The 19,544-nt window shown below is 28.2% G+C and carries 21 protein-coding genes; 19 read left to right on the top strand and 2 right to left on the bottom strand.

Going from position 1 to position 19,544, the window contains the following annotated elements:
* Nucleotides 1–8: 8 nt before the first annotated feature.
* The 4 genes from ACN5J4_RS00725 to ACN5J4_RS00710 all read left to right on the top strand — a co-directional run bounded on the left by ACN5J4_RS00725 (nt 9) and on the right by ACN5J4_RS00710 (nt 3,682).
* Nucleotides 9–1,556: a response regulator gene (locus ACN5J4_RS00725; RefSeq protein WP_418650255.1), complete on the top strand. Its 1,548-nt coding sequence runs from the start codon at nt 9–11 to the stop codon at nt 1,554–1,556.
* Nucleotides 1,557–1,643: 87 nt separating this feature from the next.
* Nucleotides 1,644–2,063, top strand: a complete 420-nt coding sequence (gene tsaE / locus ACN5J4_RS00720) for a tRNA (adenosine(37)-N6)-threonylcarbamoyltransferase complex ATPase subunit type 1 TsaE (RefSeq protein WP_418650254.1) — start codon at nt 1,644–1,646, stop codon at nt 2,061–2,063.
* Nucleotides 2,063–3,259, top strand: a complete 1,197-nt coding sequence (locus ACN5J4_RS00715; protein ID WP_418650253.1) for an alanine dehydrogenase — start codon at nt 2,063–2,065, stop codon at nt 3,257–3,259. Before tsaE ends, ACN5J4_RS00715 begins: the two co-directional genes overlap by 1 nt.
* A 39-nt stretch (nt 3,260–3,298) precedes the next feature.
* Nucleotides 3,299–3,682 carry a DUF4258 domain-containing protein gene (locus tag ACN5J4_RS00710; protein WP_418650252.1) on the top strand — a complete coding sequence of 128 codons (384 nt, stop codon included), beginning with the start codon at nt 3,299–3,301 and terminating at the stop codon, nt 3,680–3,682.
* 1 nt (nt 3,683) lies between these two features.
* Here the strand turns inward: ACN5J4_RS00710 and ACN5J4_RS00705 are convergent, their stop codons facing one another.
* Nucleotides 3,684–5,882, bottom strand: coding sequence for a RecQ family ATP-dependent DNA helicase (locus tag ACN5J4_RS00705; RefSeq protein WP_418650251.1), 2,199 nt, complete (start codon nt 5,880–5,882; stop codon nt 3,684–3,686).
* Between the two features lie 145 nt (nt 5,883–6,027).
* Between ACN5J4_RS00705 and ACN5J4_RS00700 the strand changes: the two genes are divergently transcribed.
* From ACN5J4_RS00700 to lptB, 4 genes are all read left to right on the top strand, one after another.
* Nucleotides 6,028–6,999 (top strand): KpsF/GutQ family sugar-phosphate isomerase, encoded by a 972-nt coding sequence (locus tag ACN5J4_RS00700; protein ID WP_418650250.1) that lies wholly within the window; start codon nt 6,028–6,030, stop codon nt 6,997–6,999.
* A 2-nt stretch (nt 7,000–7,001) separates the two neighbouring features.
* A complete protein-coding gene (tatC, locus tag ACN5J4_RS00695) occupies nt 7,002–7,823 on the top strand; it encodes a twin-arginine translocase subunit TatC (RefSeq protein WP_418650249.1) in 822 nt (273 codons plus the stop codon).
* A complete protein-coding gene (locus ACN5J4_RS00690; RefSeq protein ID WP_418650248.1) occupies nt 7,798–8,145 on the top strand; it encodes a carboxymuconolactone decarboxylase family protein in 348 nt (115 codons plus the stop codon). The genes tatC and ACN5J4_RS00690 overlap by 26 nt, the downstream gene beginning before the upstream one ends.
* Nucleotides 8,146–8,219: 74 nt before the next feature.
* Nucleotides 8,220–8,954, top strand: a complete 735-nt coding sequence (lptB, locus tag ACN5J4_RS00685; RefSeq protein WP_418650247.1) for an LPS export ABC transporter ATP-binding protein — start codon at nt 8,220–8,222, stop codon at nt 8,952–8,954.
* A 107-nt stretch (nt 8,955–9,061) separates the two neighbouring features.
* Here the strand turns inward: lptB and rocD are convergent, their stop codons facing one another.
* Nucleotides 9,062–10,342 (bottom strand): ornithine--oxo-acid transaminase, encoded by a 1,281-nt coding sequence (rocD, locus tag ACN5J4_RS00680; RefSeq protein WP_418650246.1) that lies wholly within the window; start codon nt 10,340–10,342, stop codon nt 9,062–9,064.
* Between the two features lie 437 nt (nt 10,343–10,779).
* Here rocD and ACN5J4_RS00675 point away from each other — a divergent pair, with 437 nt between their 5' ends.
* The 11 genes from ACN5J4_RS00675 to ACN5J4_RS00625 all read left to right on the top strand — a co-directional run bounded on the left by ACN5J4_RS00675 (nt 10,780) and on the right by ACN5J4_RS00625 (nt 19,496).
* A complete protein-coding gene (locus ACN5J4_RS00675; RefSeq protein WP_418650245.1) occupies nt 10,780–11,937 on the top strand; it encodes a mechanosensitive ion channel in 1,158 nt (385 codons plus the stop codon).
* Nucleotides 11,938–12,181: 244 nt separating this feature from the next.
* Nucleotides 12,182–12,658 carry a lipocalin family protein gene (locus ACN5J4_RS00670; protein WP_418650244.1) on the top strand — a complete coding sequence of 159 codons (477 nt, stop codon included), beginning with the start codon at nt 12,182–12,184 and terminating at the stop codon, nt 12,656–12,658.
* 17 nt (nt 12,659–12,675) lie between these two features.
* Nucleotides 12,676–13,365 carry an OmpA family protein gene (locus ACN5J4_RS00665; RefSeq protein WP_418650243.1) on the top strand — a complete coding sequence of 230 codons (690 nt, stop codon included), beginning with the start codon at nt 12,676–12,678 and terminating at the stop codon, nt 13,363–13,365.
* A gap of 103 nt (nt 13,366–13,468) precedes the next feature.
* Nucleotides 13,469–14,920 (top strand): 23S rRNA (uracil(1939)-C(5))-methyltransferase RlmD, encoded by a 1,452-nt coding sequence (gene rlmD, locus ACN5J4_RS00660; protein WP_418650242.1) that lies wholly within the window; start codon nt 13,469–13,471, stop codon nt 14,918–14,920.
* A 6-nt stretch (nt 14,921–14,926) separates the two neighbouring features.
* Entirely contained in the window at nt 14,927–15,403 is a 477-nt protein-coding gene (locus ACN5J4_RS00655) for a DUF6452 family protein (RefSeq protein WP_418650241.1), read from the top strand.
* Nucleotides 15,384–16,082, top strand: coding sequence for a DUF6048 family protein (locus ACN5J4_RS00650; protein WP_418650240.1), 699 nt, complete (start codon nt 15,384–15,386; stop codon nt 16,080–16,082). The genes ACN5J4_RS00655 and ACN5J4_RS00650 overlap by 20 nt, the downstream gene beginning before the upstream one ends.
* A 38-nt stretch (nt 16,083–16,120) precedes the next feature.
* Complete coding sequence (locus tag ACN5J4_RS00645) at nt 16,121–17,068, top strand: isopenicillin N synthase family dioxygenase (protein WP_418650239.1); 948 nt, start codon at nt 16,121–16,123, stop codon at nt 17,066–17,068.
* A gap of 4 nt (nt 17,069–17,072) precedes the next feature.
* On the top strand, nt 17,073–17,396 hold the full coding sequence (locus ACN5J4_RS00640; protein ID WP_418650238.1) for a translation initiation factor: 324 nt from the start codon (nt 17,073–17,075) through the stop codon (nt 17,394–17,396).
* Between the two features lie 189 nt (nt 17,397–17,585).
* The gene (locus ACN5J4_RS00635; RefSeq protein ID WP_418650237.1) at nt 17,586–18,455 is read left to right on the top strand and encodes a nucleoside phosphorylase; all 870 of its coding nucleotides are present in this window, start codon (nt 17,586–17,588) and stop codon (nt 18,453–18,455) included.
* Complete coding sequence (locus ACN5J4_RS00630) at nt 18,456–19,316, top strand: substrate-binding domain-containing protein (RefSeq protein WP_418650236.1); 861 nt, start codon at nt 18,456–18,458, stop codon at nt 19,314–19,316. It begins immediately after the preceding gene.
* Between the two features lie 18 nt (nt 19,317–19,334).
* Nucleotides 19,335–19,496 carry a hypothetical protein gene (locus tag ACN5J4_RS00625; RefSeq protein ID WP_418650235.1) on the top strand — a complete coding sequence of 54 codons (162 nt, stop codon included), beginning with the start codon at nt 19,335–19,337 and terminating at the stop codon, nt 19,494–19,496.
* The last annotated feature ends 48 nt before the right edge of the window (nt 19,497–19,544 follow it).

The raw sequence follows: 19,544 nt of genomic DNA, 5'->3' as shown, positions 1-19,544 counted from the left end.
ATAAAAATATGAAAAACATACAAATACTTTGGGTTGATGATGAGATTGATTTATTAAAACCACATATTCTATTTTTAGAAAAAAAAAACTACCAAGTAACTACCTCTACAAATGGCGCGGATGCGATAGATTTAGTTGAACAGCAAAATTTTGATATTGTTTTTTTAGATGAAAATATGCCCGGAATTACTGGCCTGGAAACACTTGCCCTGATAAAACAAAAAAATGCAAATCTTCCTATTGTAATGATAACTAAAAGTGAAGAAGAATATATTATGGAAGAGGCTATTGGTTCTAAAATAGCTGATTACTTAATAAAGCCTGTTAACCCGAATCAAATATTATTAAGTTTAAAGAAAAATTTAGATCATTCGAGATTAGTATCAGAAAAAACAACTTCTAATTATCAACAGGAATTTCGAAAAATTTCTATGGATTTATCTATGGTTAACTCTCATGAAGAATGGACTGATTTGTATAAAAAATTAGTTCATTGGGAGCTAGAGTTAGAAAATATTAATGATACTGGAATGTTAGCCATTTTAGAATCTCAAAAATCTGAAGCAAATTCACAATTTTTTAAATTTATTAAAAAAAACTATCAAGAATGGCTAACTAGTTATAATAAACCTACTTTTTCTCACACTTTATTTAAAGATTTTGTAGTTCCTGAACTATCAAAAAATCAAGGCTTATTAATGGTAGTGATAGATAATCTTAGATATGATCAATATAGAGTCCTTGAACCTTTTCTAAATAATTATTATAAAAAAGAAGAAGAACACTCTTATTATAGTATTTTACCTACAGCTACCCAGTATGCACGTAATGCAATATTCTCTGGATTAATGCCTTTAGAAATGGAGAAAAAACATCCTGATTTATGGAAAAACGACACTGATGAAGGAGGTAAAAATTTAAATGAACCTGATTTTCTAGATGCACAAATAAAAAGATTAGGCTTAAATATTAAACATGAATACTACAAAATAGTATCACTTAAAAGCGGTAAAGAATTAGCCGATAATTATAATGGAACAAAACAGAATGATTTAACAATTGTAGTATATAATTTTGTTGATATGTTATCACATTCTAAAACTGAAATGGAGGTAATAAAAGAACTTGCTGGAGATGATAAAGCATACAGATCTTTAACCGTTAGTTGGTTTAAAAACTCACCTTTATTTGATATTATTCAAAAAGCACAAAAACTTGGTCAAAAACTTATTATAACAACAGATCATGGTACTATAAACTCTAAAACACCTACAAAAGTAGTTGGCGATAAAAACATCAGTGCAAATTTACGCTATAAAACAGGTAGAAGTTTAAGCTATGAAGAAAAAGATGTTTTTGCTGTTAAAAATCCTAAAGATATATTTTTACCAAGCGTTGCTATCAACAGTCCTTTTATTTTTGCTAAAGAAGATTTATTTTTTGCCTATCCAAATAATTATAATCACTTTGTTAAATACTTTAAAAACACCTATCAACATGGTGGTATATCACTTGAAGAAATAATTATACCTTGTGCTATTTATAAACCTAAATAAAAATTAGTTTTTAATAATTGAAATATTATTTTTGAGACTCAGTAAAATTAGTTTTTATCATTTAACTGTTTATTATTTTTAATTATTATGAATATAAATTACTCACTAAAGGAATTACCAAAAATTGCAGATAAAATTATTAAAAATACTAAGCACAAAGTATTATTATTTCATGGTAATATGGGAGTTGGTAAAACTACCTTAATAAAAGAAATATGTAAAAGTTTAGGTATTCAAGACATTGTACACTCTCCTACTTTTTCTATTGTAAATGAGTATCGTACAAAAAATAACGATATTATTTATCATTTTGATTTTTATCGCATTGAAAATGAAGAAGAAGCTTATGATATAGGAATCGAGGACTATCTATACAGTAATAATTGGTGCCTAATAGAATGGCCTGAAAATGTTAAAAATTTATTACCTTTAAAGGCTGTTGCTATAAAAATTAATCTTTTAGAAAATGGGCAACGTAATATTCAACTAAAAAACAATCAATTATAATGAGTTCTATCTCTCCTTTTTCAAAAGAACAATTAATGCCACAACCTGAAATGCTTGAAATAAAAAGACAAAAAGGTGAATTATTAATTGGACTACCTAAAGAAACTCATTTTGAAGAAAAACGAATTAGCTTATCCCCTGACGCTGTTTCTGCTTTAGTTACACATGGCCATAAAATTGTTATTGAAACTGGTGCTGGAGAAGGTGCCAATTATAGTGATAATGAATACTCTGAAGCTGGTGCTAAAATATCTTATGATATTAAAGAAGCTTTTGGCTGTGATATTGTTTTAAAAGTAGCACCTCCTTCTTTAGATGAAATTAAACTATTAAATCCTAAAACTGTTTTAATATCTGCTTTACAGTTAAAAACACGAGATAAAAAATATTTTGAAGCTTTAGCTAAAAAACGAATTACTGCCGTAGCTTTTGACTATATAAAGGATGATCATGAAGTATACCCCATCGTAAAATCATTAAGTGAAATTGCAGGTATTGCCTCTATACATATAGCTGCTGAGTTAATGACTACATCAAACGGTGGTAACGGATTATTACTAGGTAATATTAGTGGAGTTCCACCTACTGACGTTGTTGTTTTAGGTGCAGGTACAGTTGGTGAATTTGCCACTAGAGCAGCTATTGGCTTAGGTGCAAGAGTAAAAGTTTTTGATAATTCTATTACAAAACTAAGAAAATTACAACACGGTATTCAATCACCAATTTACACTTCTACAATTCAACCCAAAACCTTATTAAAAGCATTAATGAGGTGTGATGTTGTTATTAGTGCTATTAGAGGTAAAGACCGATCTCCTGTTATTGTTACAGAAGAAATGATAGAACAAATGAAAGATGGTGCTATTGTTGTTGATGTAAGTATTGATAGAGGTGGATGTTTTGAAACATCAAAAATTACAACACATAGTAAACCTACATTTAAAAAACACGGTGTAATTCATTACTGTGTACCTAATATACCCTCTAGATATGCGCGTACTGCTTCAGTTTCAATTAGTAATATTTTTACACCTTATTTATTAAATATTGCAGAAGAAGGAGGTTTTGAAAACGCTGCTCGATACGATAAAAGTTTACGAAATGGTATGTATTTTTATCATGGCATTTTAACAAATAGAACTGTAGCTGATTGGTTTGACTTACCTTACAGGGAAATAAATTTATTAATTTTGTAAGCTGTTTTTTACTTACTTTTACCGCTATAAAATTTTACTATGCAATTATTAAAACGTTTTGGTTATTACGCTATTGGATTAATTTTTGGATCATTAGTCGTACTGTTTATTTGGAAAGGAAAAGATGTTTCTTTTGATTATGGTATGGATGCTCGTACCTTAAAAACAATTAGAATAAGAAAGCGTTTATTTTCCGATAAAGCAAAACAGGTTTTAATAAATACCAATATTGATAGTACCACTATTGCTACTATTTTAAAACATGGTGATGTTAATTTTGGAAAAAGCAAACCCCGTTTAAAAAATTGCCCTGAATATTTAATTTTAGGAAAAGATAGCTTAAAATATATAAGTTTATATGTAATCAGATGTGATTCTACCACAACTATTGATAAAATTAATATTTTTAATAAAAAACATTAATTTAATTAGCTATCTCACTCGTAAATTTAATACGCATTAAGCGTAATTCATCCTCATCATAATCACCATCAAATTCATCTAAAGCATCTTGAATTTTATCAGTTTCAGACTCCATAAAGTAATCATGTATTTCCTCCTGTTGATCCTCATCTAACAAGTCTTCAACAGCGTAATCAATATTTAACTTTGTTCCTGAAAAAACAATAGCTTCCATTTCTTTAATAAGTTCGTGCATTGCCAATCCTTTAGATTTTGAAATATCTTCTAAAGGCAATTTACGATCTGTATTTTGAATGATAAATAATTTTAAACCTGAATTTACACCAGTACTTTTTACAATTAAATCATCAGGACGCATAATATCATTTTCTGCGACATAACTTGTTATCAATTTTACAAAATCTTTACCAAATTTTTTAGCTTTACCTTCTCCTACTCCATGAACCTTAGATAATTCTTCTAAATTCATTGGGTACTTCAACGCCATATCATCTAATGAAGGATCTTGAAATACTGCAAATGGAGGAACGCCTAAACGTTTACCAACACTTTTACGCAAATCCTTTAACATTGTTACCAATTTTGTATCTATACCAACGTTTGATGATTTACTTGTAGAAATTATAATTCCTTCATCATCTGTTGCATACACATGATTTTCAGTCATCATAAATGATTTAGGGTTTTCTATAAACTCTTTTCCTTTATCAGTAAGTTTTAAAACTCCATATTGCTCTATTTCTTTTTTTATTAAATCAACTACTAATATTTGACGAATTAACGCCATCCAATAATGATTATCTTTATCTTTTCCTATGCCAAAAAAAGGTTGTGCTGTTGTTTTATGTGACTTTAATAAAGCATTTTCAGCTCCAATTATTGTATTAACTATTTCTTTTGGCTTATACATTTCATTAGTATCTTTAATTACAGATAATAATGTTTTAACTTCATCTTTTGCTTCGTGTTGTTTTTTTGGAGTTCTCATATTATCATCCAATTCTGCACCTTCTCCATTTACAGCATCAAATTCTTCACCAAAATAATGAAGAATATATTTACGCCTATTCATAGATGTTTCTGCATACCCAACGACTTCTTGTAAAAGGGCATGGCCTACCTCTTGCTCTGCAACAGGTTTATTTGCCATAAACTTCTCCAATTTTTCAATATCCTTATATGAATAGAATGTTAAACAATAACCTTCTCCTCCGTCACGTCCTGCCCTACCTGTTTCTTGATAATAACTCTCTAAACTTTTAGGTATGTCATGATGAATAACATAACGAACATCTGGCTTATCAATACCCATTCCAAAAGCAATTGTAGCTACAATTACATCACAATCTTCCATTAAAAACATATCTTGATGTCGTGCTCTTTTTTTAGCATCTAACCCTGCATGGTACGGAAGAGCATTAATACCATTTACCTGTAAAACTTGCGCTATTTCTTCTACTTTTTTACGACTTAAGCAATATATTATACCTGTTTTACCTATTCTTTTTTTAATAAAACGAATAATATCCTTTTCAATATCTTTTGTTTTTGGACGTACTTCATAAAATAAATTAGGTCTATTAAAAGATGCTTTAAAAACATTAGCATCACTCATACCTAATGTTTTTAAAATATCTTCTTGAACTTTTTCAGTAGCAGTAGCTGTTAAACCTATAATTGGTACATTATCAATTTGTTTTATAATAGTACGTAAATTTCTATACTCAGGCCTAAAATCATGCCCCCATTCTGATATACAATGAGCTTCATCAATAGCTACAAAAGAAATATTTTGACCTCTCAAAAAGGCTGCGTACTCTTCTTTTACTAATGATTCTGGCGCTACGTATAATAATTTTGTAATTCCTGATTCAATGTCTGCCTTTACTTGGGCTACTTCAGATTTATTCAGGGAAGAATTTAACACATGTGCTATTCCATGATGTTCTGAAATACCTCTAATAGCATCCACTTGATTTTTCATTAGTGCTATTAATGGCGACACAACAATTGCGGTACCTTCCTTCATTAATGCAGGTAATTGATAACATAGAGATTTACCCCCACCTGTAGGCATTATTACAAAAGTATTTTCATCATTCATAATACTTTTTACAACTGCTTCTTGTAGACCCTTAAATTGGTTAAAACCAAATATTTTCTTTAATGATCTATATAACTCCGACTGCTCTTTATTCATCTTCTAATATCAAAAAATTAAAAATATTAAACCAAATTACAAAAAAAGTTTAAACAAACTAATGTAAATTTTATTTTTATTAAAAAGTTTTTCTTCTTAAATATTACTATTTTTACATTTTAAATATACTTAAAACTTTTTTAATTTGAAAAATGCAAACGCAATTCTCTCAATAGCAAAAGAAACCATACTTTTAGAAAGTAATGCTATTGCTAATTTAACAAATTTATTAGATAGTTCGTTTGTCGATGCTGTAAATTATATATATAATTTAAAAGGTCGTGTTATTGTTACCGGAATTGGTAAAAGTGCTAATATTGCTAACAAAATGGTAGCTACTTTCAATTCAACTGGTACACCATCTCTTTTTATGCATGCAGCAGATGCTATACATGGTGACTTAGGTAGTGTACAAAAAAACGATATAGTAATATGCCTTTCAAAAAGTGGAAACACTCCTGAAATTAAAGTATTAGCTCCTTTAATAAAAAAGTCTAATAATAAAATAATAGCCATAACAGGAAATAGTGATTCATTTTTAGCTAAAAATGCCGATTTTTTATTAAATTCTTATGTTGAGAAAGAAGCATGTCCTAATAACTTAGCTCCTACTTCAAGTACTACTGCTCAACTTGTATTAGGTGATGCTTTAGCTGTTTGTTTATTAAACCTTCGTGGTTTTACAAGTAGTGATTTTGCTAAATACCACCCAGGTGGTGCCCTAGGAAAACGTTTATATTTACGTGTTTCTGACTTAATTAAAAACAATCAATTACCTAAAGTATTAGGTACAGATAAAATTACCAAAGTAATTATTGAAATATCTGAAAAACGATTAGGAGTAACAGCTGTTACTGACAAAGATAATAAAATATCTGGAATTATTACTGATGGTGATATTAGAAGAATGCTTAGTAAAACAACTAAGATAGATGAACTTACGGCTAATGAAATTATGAGTAAAAACCCTAAAACAATACATGTAAATTCAATGGCTGTTAAAGCCTTAGAAGCACTTGAAAATAATAGTATTACACAAATTTTAGTTATCAATGATGATAATGATTATGTAGGTGTTGTTCACTTACATGATTTAATTAAAGAAGGTATATTTTAAGTATGTCAGATAAAGAAATGTCGTTTTTAGGTCACCTTGAAGAATTAAGGTGGCATTTAGTTAGAAGTTTTAGCGCTATTTTTATTATAGCAATTCTTATTTTCATAAATATTGATTTTGTTTTTAATGAAATTTTATTAGCACATTTAAAACCCGATTTTGCTACCTATGAGTTTTTTTGCAATGTGTTTACTGCCATTGGTATAGATAGTAATTTCTGTAATATTAGTTTAAAACAAACACTACAGGCTTTAAACCCAACACAGCAATTAATGACTGCTATTTGGTCATCTTTGATATTAGGATTTATATTATCATTTCCTTATATAATTTGGGAATTGTGGCGTTTTATTGCCCCTGGTTTACATAGTTCTGAAAGAAAAAAATCAAGAGGATTTATTTTTATATCTTCTTTATTATTCTTTTTAGGAATACTTTTTAGTTACTATGTAATTTTACCAATGTCAGTATATTTCTTTTATAATTTTCAAATATCTAGTTCTGTCGAAAATAATTTTAAATTAGAGGCGTATATTAGCTTAATAACAAATACTTTAATAGGTGTTGCATTACTTTTTGAATTACCTATTATTATATTTTTTCTTACTAAAATTGGGTTAATAACACCTCAGTTTTTAAGGAAATATCGTAAACATGCGCTAGTAGTAGTTTTAGTTTTATCAGCAATTATAACACCTCCAGACATTGCTAGTCAAGTAATTGTTTCGGTTCCAATTATGGTGCTTTATGAAGTAAGTATATATGTTTCACAATTTATATTAAAAAAACAACAAAAAAATGTCTCAAAAAGTCCAAGAGTTTAATGACTACCGAGCTAAAATGAATGATAAAATTTTAGCAAGTGATAATAAAATAATTAAACGTATTTTTAATTTAGATACCAACGCTTTTAAAGAAGGTCATTTACCTGAAAAAACAAAAGAATTACTAGGCTTAGTAGCATCTGCAGTTTTACGTTGTGATGATTGTATTGCTTATCATTTAGAAACTGCTCATAAAAATAGTGTTACCAAAGAAGAAATGATGGAAGCTATGGGCATTGCTACCTTAGTTGGTGGTACTATATTAATACCACATTTACGACGTGCTGTTGAGTTTTGGGATGAACTTGAACATAATAATTAATACTTACTTATATATTAATTTAACAATTATATTAAATAATACCTCTATCAGAATAGAAGTAATCAATTATATCAATGAAATTAAGAGCAGACAACATACAAAAAATTTACGGTAGTAGAAAAGTTGTTAAAGGAATTTCTTTAGAAGTAGAACAGGGAGAAATTATTGGACTATTAGGACCTAATGGAGCAGGAAAAACAACTTCATTTTATATGATTGTTGGAATGATAAAACCAAACTATGGTACTATTTTTTTAGATAATGAAGAAATTACCCAAGATCCAATGTATAAACGTGCTCAAAAGGGAATTGGATATTTAGCACAAGAAGCTTCTATTTTTAGAAAATTATCGGTTGAAGATAATATTATGTCGGTTTTAGAATTTACCAATAGATCTAAGTCTGAAAGAAAACAACGTTTAGAAGAGTTAATTGATGAGTTTAGCTTAGATCACGTTCGTAAAAACCGTGGTGATTTACTTTCAGGAGGTGAACGTCGTAGAACAGAAATAGCACGCTGTTTAGCTTCTGATCCTAAATTTATTTTATTAGATGAGCCTTTTGCAGGAGTAGATCCTATTGCTGTGGAAGATATTCAGGGAATTGTAGCAAAGTTAAAAACCAAAAATATTGGTATTTTAATTACCGATCATGATGTACAAGCAACATTAGCTATTACTGATAGAACTTATTTAATGTATAACGGAAGTATTTTAAAAGAAGGTACTCCTGAAGAATTGGCCAATGATGAAACCGTACGTCGTGTTTACTTAGGTAAAGATTTTGAACTTAAAAAGAAAAAATTTTAAACAAATACAAAAAAAATAAATAATGTTAAATTATTTTATGTTAAAAATGAGTATAAAAAAAGGAACAATTTTAATTGTTCCTTTTTTGTTTTTATAAATTTAAAAAATTACTTTTTAAATTCTGAAATTGTTTTCTTAATTATATTAATACAATCCATTAATTGCTCTTTATTCATTACTAAAGGTGGTGCAAAACGAATAATATTTCCATGTGTAGGTTTTGCTAATAACCCATTATCACGTAATTTCATACAAATATCCCAAGCTGTAGAACTATCTTCAGTATCATTAATTAAAATAGCATTTAACAACCCTTTACCTCTTACTGATAGTACTAAATCACTTTCTTTAGCAAACTCTGCCAATTCTTCTCTAAAAATTACTCCTAAATTAAATGCATTTTCGGCTAAATTTTCTTCTTGTACCACTTCTAATGCAGCCATAGCTACAGCTGCTGCTACAGGGTTACCTCCAAAAGTTGATCCATGATTTCCTGGCTTAATAACATTCATTATATTATCATTAGCTAATACTGCTGAAACAGGATATGCTCCACCAGAAAGTGCTTTTCCAAGAATCAAAATATCTGCTTTAGTTTCAGGTTCTCCTGAACAGTTTTTATCAGCACATGAACAGTTTCCACATGTAGCTAATAAGCGTCCAGTACGTGCAATTCCTGTTTGAACTTCATCAGCAATAAATAACACATTATGCTTAGCACATAACGCTTTTGCTGCTGCTAAATATCCTTCAGTTGGTACGTAAACACCTGCTTCACCCTGAATTGGTTCTACCAAGAAACCTGCAATATTTTTATCACTTTCTAAAGTTTCCTCTAAAGCTTTTAAGTTATTATATTCTATTTTAATAAACCCGTTTGTAAAAGGTCCAAAATTTTTACGAGCTATAGGATCATTAGAAAATGAAATAATTGTAGTAGTACGACCATGAAAATTATTTTCACAAACCACTATTTTTGCATCGTTTTCATTAATACCTTTTACTTCATAAGCCCATTTTCTACACAATTTCAAAGCCGTCTCAACTGCTTCAGCACCTGTGTTCATTGGTAATAATTTATCAAAACCAAATAGTTCTGTTGCAAACTTTTCATATTTACCTAACATATCGTTATGAAATGCACGCGAAGTTAAGGTTAATGTTTTTGCTTGATTTACCATTGCATCAACAATTTTAGGATGACAATGTCCTTGATTTACTGCAGAATAAGCAGACAAAAAGTCGTAGTACTTTTTTCCTTCAACATCCCATACATACACACCTTCACCTTTACTCAATACTACTGGTAACGGATGATAGTTGTGTGCTCCGTACTTGTCTTCTAATTCAATCGCTTGTTGCGAAGTTAATTGGTCTAAAACAGCCATTTTAAAATAATTTAAGGTTTATGCTTTTGTTTATATAAAGCATCGTTTAACATGTTTTATCATGTAAACATTAATAATTAAGTATCTCTAAGAGATTAAAATAACCATTCCTTATCTACCTTTATCCTTTCGAAGAAAATCGAAAATTCAGCGTGGGAAAGAAATCATCCCTAAAAAGTATTGCAATTTACTAAATATTAAGTTTCTATTATAGCTCTAACCTATCATTCTTATTAAGAATTAATAAAAATTAACAACTACTACCCTTTCAACTATATAACTAAATATTAATTACTGTAAACACTTATTTTAACAACTTAAACTTATAACTTTTCTAAATTATTGTTAATTTTTATTATAATTATTTAATTAGATATTTTCAGTGACTAAACTATAAAGTAAGGGTCATAATGATATAACTAAAATCAAATAACCCAATGAATCAAATTTTAAATACTTACAATCAAATTACTGGAAGTTTTGGAAAACCTATTAGTGCTTTACTTATAATAATATTAGGGTGGCTAGTTGCCAAATTAATAAAAACATTAGTAAAAAAAATAAGTAATAGTAGTGGTTTAAACAAAACATTAAGTAGTAGTAAAATAAGTTTTGGTGATGTAATTTCTAAACTTGTTTACTTTTTAATAATGATTTTTGTTTTTATGCTTGCTTTAGACAAATTAGGAATGACTAATGTTTTAGAGCCTGTGAAAGAATTATTAAATGGATTTACGCAATTTATACCAAATATTGTAGGTGCCGGTCTTGTAGCTTATATAGGTTATATGTTAGCTACAATCGTTTCAGAATTAATTGGTTTATCAGGTGGTACAATACAAAAATTTACTCCAAAATTAAACCTTCCTGAAAACATTAATTTAGTTACTATACTTAAAAAAGTAGTTTTTATATTTATTTTCATACCTCTTTTAATAGCTGCCTTAAATATATTAAATATAGACTCTGTATCGGTTCCTGCCACAAATATGTTACAAAGTTTTTTTGCTGCTATTCCTAAAATATTAGTAGCTACATTAATATTAATAATTTTTATCGTTGGAGGTAAATTTTTAAGTAACTTAATTAAAGATTTATTAGACAGTTTAAATATTAATGAAATATTAAAAAGTGCTAACTTAGATTCTATTACAGGCAAAACGAATGTTGAAAAATTAATTTCAAACATTGTATATGCTTTTATCGTTTTATTTGGTTTAATGACTGCTATTGATAAACTTGAGTTTACAAAGCTTTCTGAAATAATGAATACTATTGTTAACCTAGCTGGAAATATTTTATTTGGATTAGTTATTTTAGCTATTGGTAATTGGATTGCATCTATTGCATCTAAAAACTTTATGAAAAGTGATGACAATAAATTTGTTGGCGGTATTATTAAAGTAGCTATTTTAACTATCTTTTTAGCAATTGGGTTACGAAAAATGGGTATTGCTGATGATATTATTAATTTAGCATTTGGTATTACGCTTGGTGCCGTTGCTTTAACCATTGTTCTTTCTTTTGGTTTAGGTGGTCGTGAAGCTGCTGGTAAACAAATGGAAAAAATATTAAATAAATTTAATAAAAAATAAGTAACAATATTTACATAGAGTATAAAAAATACACCTCATTTGAGGTGTCTTTTTTATACTCTATGTAAATTAATATATTAAAGTAAATAAAGAACTTATATTAAGTTATAAAAATAAATATCATTGTTTTTATTAGTGTAATTATTCCTTATCTTAGCTTAAATTTAGTGACTTTAAATTACTTTATGTGTCTATAAAATATAGCACAATTTAAATTATTTTTTAAAAACCAATATATTAAATTATGAAAAAAAAAGTACTATTTATGCTATTTATAGCTACCCTTGTTGGGTGTAAATCTACTTCGATAGTAAACACTAAACTAGACAACAAAACAGAACAAATGCTTAAAGGAGATTGGACTATTAGCACTGTAAACTACAAAGGCGCTAGTTATTTTAAAGTAAACTCTTTTAATATAGAAGATTCTAAATGTTTTATTGGCAGTAACTGGAGTTTTGTCTCAAATAATAATAAAGGGCATATGAACCTTAATAATACAAGTACTAATTGTAAACAATTTAACTCTCCTATTACTTGGTATATTAACAAAGAAGGTAATTTTGTATTAAAAATAATAAACAGTCATAAAGCAAAACAAGTAAATAATGGTTTTGTTTTAAATGTTAATAATTTAACATCATCAAGCTTTGATTTAGTAGATAAAATTAACGTTGCAGGCGAAATAAAAAACATTACATATTCATTTCAAAGAAACTAATTTTTAAAAAAAATATTATGAAAAAAACAATAACTTATAGTTTGGCTATTTTATTATTAACAAGTAGTATAATATCTTGTAGTTCAATAAAAAATGCTAATAATACTCAAAAAGGAGCTGCCATTGGTACCACAGCTGGTGCATTGCTAGGTGCTGTTTTAGGAAATAATTTAGGAAACGGTAAAAATTCTGAATTAGGTGCTATTTTAGGAGGTGTTGTAGGTGGTGTTACCGGAGGTGTTATTGGTAATAAAATGGATAAACAAGCCCGTGAAATTAAAGAAGCCTTACCTGGTGCTGAAGTTGAAAGAGTTGGTGAAGGTATTATGTTAACTTTAGGTGAAAGTGCTGTTAGATTTAGTACAAACAAAGCTACATTGACCACAGAAGCTAAAGAAAATTTAGATAAATTAGTACCTGTTTTTGAAGAATATAAAAATACAAACATAGTAATTTATGGGTATACTGATAGTACAGGTAAAGTAGCATACAATCAAACACTTTCTGCTAAAAGAGCCAACTCTGTAAAAAGCTACTTAGCAAGTAAAGGTCTTACAGACGCTAGATTTGAAACTAAAGGTTTAGGTGTTAATGACCCTATTGCATCTAACGAAACTGCAGAAGGAAGAAGTAAAAACAGACGTGTAGAATTTGCTATTGTAGCTAATGACCAAATGGTTAAAGAAGCTAAACAACAAGTAAAATAATAATAAAGTAATAATCATATTTAAAAGCTACTCAAATGAGTAGCTTTTTTTGTATTATCAAACCATAACTTTTCATAATTTTGCAAACCATAAATAACAAACAATGCCACGTAGAGAACGAAATAAATTTGTAAGAAAAAATCAAGTTTTAGAATTAAGAATTGAAGATTACGCTTTTGGAGGAAAAGGAATTGCTAGAATTAAGTCTGAAGAAGGTAGTTTTGTAGTTTTTATTCCTAATACCTTACCTGGTCAGTTAGTAAAAGCTCAAATTAGTAAATCAAGCAAAAAATACGCTGAAGCTAAATTAATTGATGTTTTAGAACCTTCTGAAAATGAAGTTGAAGTTCCTTTTCAAGACATTCCTGGAGCGCCTTACATTCAATTACCTATTGATTTACAACATCAATATAAAAAAGAAAGTACTTTATCTTTATTTAAAAGAATTGGTAAAGTAGAAAATATTGACGATTTATTTGATGAATTTATAACTTCTCCAAATGTATTTCATTACAGAAATAAAATGGAATACGGTTTTTCTGCTATTGGTTACGACAGAGTAAATAAAACAGATGCTGATTTTTTTACCTTAGGATTTAAACGCCGTGGAACTTGGTGGATGGGTGATAACCTAGATAAAGATTCTGGTTTATTTGATGCTCAAGTTGAAGATAATTTAAAAGTAATTCGTGAGTATTGTGAAAAAACAGGATTAGCGCCTTGGCATGGACCTAAAAGAGAAGGTTTTTTCAGATATTTTGTTGTTCGTAAATCGTACAAAACAAATGAATTATTATTCAATTTAGTTACAACCTCACCTGATTTACCAAATTTTGATATGCAAGCTTTTGCTAATTTATTAAAAGATATTTTTGGTAATCGTTTAGCTGGTTTATTACATACAATTAATGATGAAGTTGGTGATAGAACCATCGCTACATCAGGAAGCATAAAACTTGTTACAGGTAAAGATAAAATTGTAGAAGAATTATTAGGTTTAAACTTTGAAATAAGTATGAAAAGCTTTTTTCAAACAAACCCTAAATCTGCAGAAAAATTATACACAAAAGTTGTTGATTACGCTTTAGAAAATAAAGAAGCTATTGATAATACTGTGGTAATGGATTTATTTTGTGGTACCGGAACTATCGGACAAATTTTAGCCTCAAGAAGTGAAAATGCTAAAATTGTTGGTGTAGATATTGTAGCTTCTGCTATTGATGATGCAAAAGAAAATGCAAAACGAAATAAAATTGAAGGTTTACAATTTTATGCTGCTGATGTTGGTAAGTTCTTGTTAGAACATCCTCAATATCAAAATAAAATAAAAACCATTATTTTAGATCCAGCTCGTGCGGGTATTGCTCCAAAAACATTACGTAAAATTATCAGATTAAATGCTGATAGAATGGTATATGTTTCATGTAACCCTGCAACTCAAGCTCGTGATACTGAAGAATTAATTAATGCTGGTTATAAACTTAAAAAGATTAGTTTAGTTGATCAATTTCCACACACAGCACATATAGAAACTGTTGTTTTATTCGAAAAATAAATTTTAATGAAAAAATATATCTTTCTTTTATTTAGTTGTTTTATAGGGTTTTATTCTTGTGAAAAAGATGATTATTGTGTTCAAAATCCGGTAACACCTAATTTAGTGTTGCGCTTTTATGATAAAGATAATACTTCTGAAAAAAAGAAGGTTAAACATTTTTCAATTATAGCACAAGATAAAGACAGTCTTTTTGTAAATCAAGAAACTGATTCTATAAATATTCCTTTAAATACGTTAACTAAAGAAACCGTTTATACTTTAAAAATGAATGCTACAGATAATTTAATTATCAATAACAAAGTAGCTACATTAACTATAAAATATAATACCGAAGAAGCTTATGTTTCTCGTTCATGTGGTTATAAAGTTATATTTAATGATGTAAATTTAACACATACAGGTTGGATTAATAGCTTGTCAACATTAGAAGTTAGTACTATTGATAATCAAATAAAAGCACATGTACAAGTATATTATTAGTATCTGTTTGTTATTTGTATCTACAAATATTTTTGCTCAAAAAACAGCAATATTAAAAATTAAAAAAGACTCCGTTACCTACAAAACAGGTTATGGTTTACGTTTAGGAGTAGATATTAGTAAACCTGCATTAGCAATAGTTGATAAAAGTTATAGCGGATTAGAATTAGTTGGTGATTATCGTATTTCTAAAAACTGGTATCTAGCTACCGAATTAGGCTTCGAAGAGGAAATAACTTTTGAAGATTTTACAAGCTCAACTTCAAAAGGAAATTTTATAAGACTTGGTGCAAACTACAATGCTTATAAAAATTGGTTGGATATGAATAACGAAATTTATGTTGGTTTTAGATATGGATTTTCTCTTTTTGACCAAACTTTAAATAGCTATAAAACAAATGTAGGAAATAATTACTTTCCTTCAAATACAATAAAGGCACCTTTTACAGAAACAGGGCTTACCTCACATTGGACTGAAATTCAATTAGGTATTAAAGTAGAAACTTTAAAAAATTTATTTTTAAGCGCAGGGTTTTCTTATAAAATAATGCTAAATTTAGATGATCAAAAAAACTTTAAAACACTTTATACACCTGGTTTTAATAGAGTTTTTGAAAGTAATACTGGTTTTGGATTTAACTACACTATATCATACTTAATACCTTTTATTAATAAATAATTATATAGCTTTATATATTTTATAAAAACTTAGTAAAAATGAATAAAATTCCTAGTGTTAATTTAGCTGATTTTTTATCTGATGATAAAAATAAAAAACAACAATTCATTAATGAAATTGGTAGCGCTTATGAAAACATTGGATTTGTAGCTTTAAAAGGTCATTTTTTAAATGATAAATTAGTTGATGATTTATATACTGAAATTAAAAAATTTTTCGCATTACCAATAAACGTAAAAGAAAAATATGAAATACCTGGTATTGGTGGACAAAGAGGTTACGTTTCCTTTGGTAAAGAAAGTGCTAAAGGTAAAAAAGAAGGCGATTTAAAAGAATTTTGGCATTTTGCTCAATATATTGATACCAATTCTAAATACGCCAAAGTATACCCTGAAAACGTAACTGTACAAGAACTTACTAACTTTAATAAAGTAGGTAAACAAGCTTATAAAATGTTAGAAAAAACAGCAAAATATGTTTTACGATCATTGGCATTATATTTAAGTTTAGAAGAAAACTACTTCGATAAATATATTGAAAACGGAAACAGCATTTTACGCCCTATACACTACCCCCCTATTCAATCCGAACCTAAAGGTGCTGAAAGAGCCGCTGCCCATGGAGACATTAATTTAATAACCTTACTAATGGGAGCTCAAGGAAAAGGATTACAAGTACAAAATAATAAAGGAAATTGGATTGATGCTGTGGCAGAACCTGATGAATTAATGATTAATGTAGGTGATATGTTATCTCGCCATAGTAACAATAAATTAAAATCTACCATACACCGAGTAACAAACCCTCCAAAAGAATCTTGGGGAACATCTCGTTATTCTATACCCTTTTTTATGCACCCTGTTTACGATATGAAGTTAGATGTTTTAGAAAATTGTATTAACAAAAACAGCCCTAAACAGTTCGAAGATATTACAGCTGGTGAATTTTTAGAGGAGCGTTTACGAGAATTAGGATTAAAATCATAACATCATGGATTTAAAAGATCAATTAAAAAACTTATTTCCTGAACATCAAGAAACGGAAATTAAAACTGAAAAAAAACAAGATATTTGGTTGCAAGATGAACCAATACTTTGCAAGTATGAAAAACGAAAAGGAAAACCAACTACTATTTTAGATGGCTACACTGGAGCTACAGATGATTTTAAAAAATTAGCCAAAGAAATTAAAACAAAACTAAGTGTTGGTGGTAGTTTTAAAGATGATAAAATAATTATACAAGGAGATTATCGCGATAAAATAATGCAAATTTTAAAAGATAAAGGATTTAAGGTAAAACGTGTTGGTGGCTAAAATTTAGTTATACCTCTTTAAAAAATAGAGTTATTTTGTTTAAATGTTTATTGTTGAATTTATGTAATAAAACTTATTTTTTAATAAATTATTAAATACTCCAAAAACCACATATTTTTTATATATTGAAGTCCCTAAAAAAAATATTTAATGTTAAACAATTAGTTATACATTAAAATTATACTGTAAATGAATATTAAAAATTCTGAACTTATTTTAAATACAAACGGTAGTATATACCATTTAAATTTAAAACCAGAAAATGTAGCTCAAAATATTATCTTTGTAGGAGATCAATATCGAGTAAATAAGGTTACTCAATATTTTGATTCTATTGAGTTTACCACCCAAAAACGTGAATTTAAAACAACAACAGGAACCTATAAAAAAAAGCGTTTAACCGTAATTTCAACAGGAATAGGAGCTGATAATATAGATATTGTTTTAAATGAATTAGATGCCTTAGTAAATATCGATTTAAAAACACGTAAAATAAAAAAAACGCATACCTCCTTAAATATTATACGTATTGGAACTTCAGGTTCTTTACAGCTAGATATTCCTATAAATAGTTTTTTACTAAGTTCTTATGCTTTAGATTTAAACGGAATGTTACATGCATATCAAATAGATAAAATAATACATAGAAAAATTGCAGAAGCTTTTATAAATCATACCAAGTGGAGTTCTAGAAAATCAGAACCTATAGTTATTGAAAACAATAAAACTTTAGAAAATAAATTATTTTCTAATAAAATTTATAAAGGAATAACAGCTACAGCTGGAGGTTTTTACGGTCCACAAGGTCGCATATTACGTTTACCCTTGCAAGATACTGAATTAAATGAAAAAATAAATAGTTTTAATTATAACGCAAATAGAATTACCAATTTAGAAATGGAAACTTCTGCTATTTACGGATTATCAAAATTATTAGGTCACAATGCCATTTCAATGAATGCTATAATTGCTAATAGAGTAAATGGTACTTTTAGTGAAAACCCTAATAAAATTGTTGATAATTTAATTAAATACACGTTAAATAAATTAGTTGATTAAATGTTAGACTTAAAAGTAGGTGGTGTACCAGAACACTTTAATTATCCGTGGTATATTACTCTAAAAAATAAAGAATTTACAAACCAAGGTATTAATTTACGTTGGCAAGATTTTCCTGGTGGTACTGGTGCTATGTGTAAAGCATTACGCTCTGGCGAAGTAGATATCGCTATTGTGTTAACGGAAGGAATTATAAAAGATATTATAAATGGTAATCCATCTAAAATAACACAAACCTTTGTAAAAAGTCCGTTAATATGGGGTATTCACGTAGGTGCTAAATCAGTATTCAAAAAAATAGCTGATCTAGAAAATGCAACAGTAGCTATTAGTCGTTTTGGCTCAGGATCTCATTTAATGGCTATTGTTAATGCACATAATAATGGTTGGGATATTGATAAATTAAAATTTAAAGTTGTTGGCAATTTACAAGGTGGTATAGATGCCTTAACAAAGGGTGAGGCTGATTATTTTATGTGGGAACATTTTACCACCAAACCATTGGTTGATAATAATACTTTTAGACGTTTGGGAGATTGCCCTACTCCATGGCCTTGTTTTGTAGTTGCTGTTAGAAACGAAGTATTAGAGAATAATTTTGAAGAAGTTAAAAAAGTTTTAAATATTATTAATGATTGTACTAGTAATTTTAAAGACACTCAAAATATTGATAAAATATTAGCACATAGATATGAGCAACAATTAGAAGACATTCAAAAATGGTTATCAATAACCGAATGGAATGACGGTGAACCTGTAACAGAAAATTTAATTACCAACATACAAAATAAAATGATTGGTTTTAACGTTATTGAATTTAAGAAAGATTCAGCTGAGTTAATCAGAAATATGTATATTTGATTTTATAAAACAGAAAAAATGAAAAAAGTAGTATTTATTGCAATTTGTATAGTTAGTTTAGTTGGGTTTATTTCTTGCGGAAGCACAAGTCCTTGTGGTTTAGCTAAAAATAATCAATCAAAACAAAATCAACATCATTCAGAAATTATTGTTGCCGATGCAAGTGAAATTGCTGAATAATTTAGTTTTTAAAAAATTCAAATTCAATAAATCCGCTTTTATTAGGCG

It is taken from the genome of Tenacibaculum aestuariivivum, assembly GCF_964507685.1.
GTDB lineage: Bacteria > Bacteroidota > Bacteroidia > Flavobacteriales > Flavobacteriaceae > Polaribacter > Polaribacter aestuariivivum.
This window is presented reverse-complemented; position numbering and strand designations above follow the sequence as displayed.